The sequence below is a fragment of the Candidatus Magnetobacterium casense genome (assembly GCF_019173545.1).
GTDB lineage: Bacteria > Nitrospirota > Thermodesulfovibrionia > Thermodesulfovibrionales > Magnetobacteriaceae > Magnetobacterium > Magnetobacterium cryptolimnobacter.
In genome coordinates this window covers 1-3,505 of the sequence record NZ_JABXWD010000354.1, presented here as the reverse complement: position 1 = coordinate 3,505, position 3,505 = coordinate 1, and the positions used below count along the sequence as shown (strand labels likewise).

Below are 3,505 nucleotides of genomic sequence, written 5' to 3'. Positions count from 1 at the left end.
AAAAACTGTCAAGAGCAGTAGAACCAGGGCACAATGCATAAGGCTCTCGCAATTTTCATGGGCGGGGGCGAATAGTGCTCCTATTCATGAAGGTTTAACCGTGAAATAATTTTTACCCTGCTTTTTAAAGAGGATACTTATATAGCGCGTTTCGATCACTTGCAATACAAAGAACAAGGAGGGTGGTCAGCGACCACCGGCATAAAAGGGGCCATAGCCCTCCTTTTTCCTCTTAAAAAAATAAAGAAGATACAAAATCTGTATCTGTTCTTGTGGCTGTGGTGGGAGGGGGCACCCCACACCCTGCCACAAACCGCCTCCCCCTTCATTGTCGTTTATTTAATTAGCCAATTGCTTGAGACTCCTTTCTCTATGGAGTCTTTTGTCCTAATACCTGTGCCGTCCATAAACCAGACTACAACATCACCGGTGGAGGAGTCTTGCCAGAGCATGTCGTATATGCCGTCGCCATCGTAGTCGCCTGTGTCCTTGAGCTGCCAGTTGCCTGGCAATGCCCTGGAGATAAAGCTCCTGGTTATTACGGATGCCCCGTTGACGAGCCAGACGGCTACGTCGCCGGTTGAGCTGTCCTGCCACAGGATGTCTGCCATGCCGTCTCCGTTGAAACCTGCAACGGCCTTTATCTGCCAGTTGGCTGCAACGGCGTGCTCGAGGTAGTCCTTGCTCTTAACGCCGGAACCGTCCATAAACCATATAGAGAGATCGCCGCTGTCATCTTGCCAGAGGATATCGGCCTTACCATCTCCGTCGAAATTACCAACACCCCTGATCTGCCACACTGAAGGAATGCCCCTTTCGACATAAGCCCTTGCCACTATATATGCGCCATTCATAAGCCATATGACGACATCGCCGTTGATGTGTTGCCAGAGGATATCAGACTTGTCGTCACCGTTGAAATCACCAATGCCCTTAAACTGCCACTCTGATGGCACACCGTTTGCCACATAATCCGTTGCTGCTATCCTTGCGCCATCCATAGACCAGACAACAACATCGCCGTTGGTGTGCTGCCAGACGATATCAGACCTGTCATTGCCGTCAAATTCACCCCTTGCCAAAAAGCGCCACTCACCGGAGACACCGTTGGCCGGGTAGGCCTTGGATACTATGTTTATCCCGTTCATGAACCATATGGCGGTGTCCCCGCTGGAGCTGTCTTGCAAAAATATATCACTCCTGCCGTCAGCGTCAAAGTCATCTTTAACGCCTATGTGGAACATGGCGGTAACAGCCCTTGAACCCGTTATCTTTACAACGCATTGAGGGCCATTTGTGGAGTCGCACCCTGTCCATCCCATGAACATCGAACCTGACCCCGGTATTGGTGTCCCTGTGAGAGTAACCTCCGTACCATCGCCGTATAAAGCCGTGCCGGTCTTAAAGTTCCAGAAGATTATCCCGTTTGAGGCAGTAACTGAACCTTCACCATCTCCTGTGATATTTATGGTAAGCGTCCTGGTTAAGCCAAAAATAGCCGTTACGTTTACGGCCTTCGACATCGTTACCGTACAGGTAGGAGTTGTCCCTGAGCAGTCGCCGCCCCAGCCTGCAAAGATGGAATCAAAAGAGGCTGTTGCCGTCAGCGTTACCACAGTAGAGTCCGGATACTCTGTCGTGCCGGTGTTGCCGGACCACGTCAGGGTTCCTGGGGAGACTGTGACAGTACCGTTGCCTGTCCCTGCCCTGGTCACGGTAAGCGTCTTGAGTGGCTTGGGGACTAGTGTAAACGTCGCCGTCACGTTTACGGCCTTTGACATCGTTACCGTACAGGTAGTGTTTGTCCCTGAGCAGTCACCAGTCCAACCCGTGAAGGTTGAGCCATCAGACGTTGCCGCCGTCAGTGTCACCACAGTAGCGGCGTCTGGATACTCCGCCGTGCCGGTGTTGCCGGACCACGTCAGGGTCCCAGGTGAGGCTGTGACAGTACCGTTGCCTGTCCCTGCCCTGGTCACGGTAAGCGTCTTGAGTGGCAGGTTAAACGTCGCAGTGACACTTAAATTCTTTGTCATCGGCATAACACAGGTAGCGGCTGTCCCTGAGCAGTCGCCGCTCCAACCCGCAAAGGTGGAGTTACCAGATGCGGCTGCCGTTATGACCTGGACAGAGTGCTCGGGGCGGGTTACAACACCGGTGTTGCCTGACCATGTCAACTGCATGGGGGAGCCTGCTACGCTGCCGCTGCCCGTCCCTACCTTGCTCACGGTAAGGGTGTAGTAAACGGTATCGTTCGGCGGCGGTGTTGATGTCGGCGTTGGTGTCGGTGTGGATGCGGGAGGAGCAAACTTCTGGATACGGTGGTTACTAAAGTCAGCGACGTAGACATTTCCAGCGCTGTCCACCGCCACCCCGATGGGCGTATTAAACTGTCCAGCGCCTGCTCCGAGGCTGCCCCACTTGGTTATAAAGGTACCGTTTGAGTCAAACTTCTGGATGCGGTCGTTATTCGTGTCAGCGACGTAGACATTTCCGGCGCTGTCTACCGCCACCCCGCTGGGTCCAAAAAACTGTCCATCGCCTGCTCCGAAGCTTCCCCATTTGGTGACAAAGGTATAGATCTCTGCCGCATGGGCGTTGTCTGCAATACCGGCAAGGCACATGGCCCCGATCACGGTAAACATGGCAATTACCCACTTACTCTTGTTGATTAAAACCTTCATAACAATCCTCCTTTTCATGTTTGTGCAATATCGCTAAAAACATAGCAAAAACGACAAAAACCTGGCGATGCTATCTAAAAAAGGTGGTATAGATGCAAATTGAGGTACTGGTGATTAGAGAACAGCCTGTTAAGGCATGTTATAACATATAAAACATAAGAGAGAGGGGGGGGAAAGCAAGAACTGTGCCAGATATCCGGCGGTTAAATTTTCTTGCCTCGAGACTAAAGGCGCTATCAAGTCAAACTGCTCCTCCCGTCCTTTGTACAAAAGGCAATGTATGTCCGTTATATCTGCACCATTAGTCATACAATATCAACTCCCTCGTAAGATAGTATATAGCGTGCCCGTGATCCATACTGCTGGCTTTACTATACTTTTGCACTTTTTAGCTTTAAAATAAAACGCACTTTGAGCATAACATATGGATAACGATGTTGTCAATAGTCAGTTTTAGATGGGTGCATAAATTTCTGGTGGACATCAGTATGCTTACGTTAAATGACTGACAATCTTCTTCCATTGTCCTGACAGATATAATGCTATAAAGAACCCTCCCCTAACCCCTCCCATAAAGGGAGGGGGATTTGTGCTGATATCATTGTCATAGTCTTACTTCCCTCCCCTTGTGGGAGGGAATACAAGGGAGGGGTCTCCTAAAACACTTGTGAGGGCCCAAAAAAGTACCCACCCAAAATTTATGCACCCGATATCAAATTTAATTTGACAAAATGATATTGATTTATTATAGTAGAAGGCTAAACTGTTTATTATAAAAGCCATTGATATGTAAAAAGGAATTTAAGTATATGGATAAAGTAGTA

At 49.7% G+C, this 3,505-nt stretch carries 1 protein-coding gene; it reads right to left on the bottom strand.

What is annotated here, in order from left to right:
* Positions 1-335 precede the first annotated feature (335 nt).
* Positions 336-2,681 carry an InlB B-repeat-containing protein gene (locus HWQ67_RS14710; protein ID WP_218253445.1) on the bottom strand — a complete coding sequence of 782 codons (2,346 nt, stop codon included), beginning with the start codon at positions 2,679-2,681 and terminating at the stop codon, positions 336-338.
* Between the last annotated feature and the right edge of the window lie 824 nt (positions 2,682-3,505).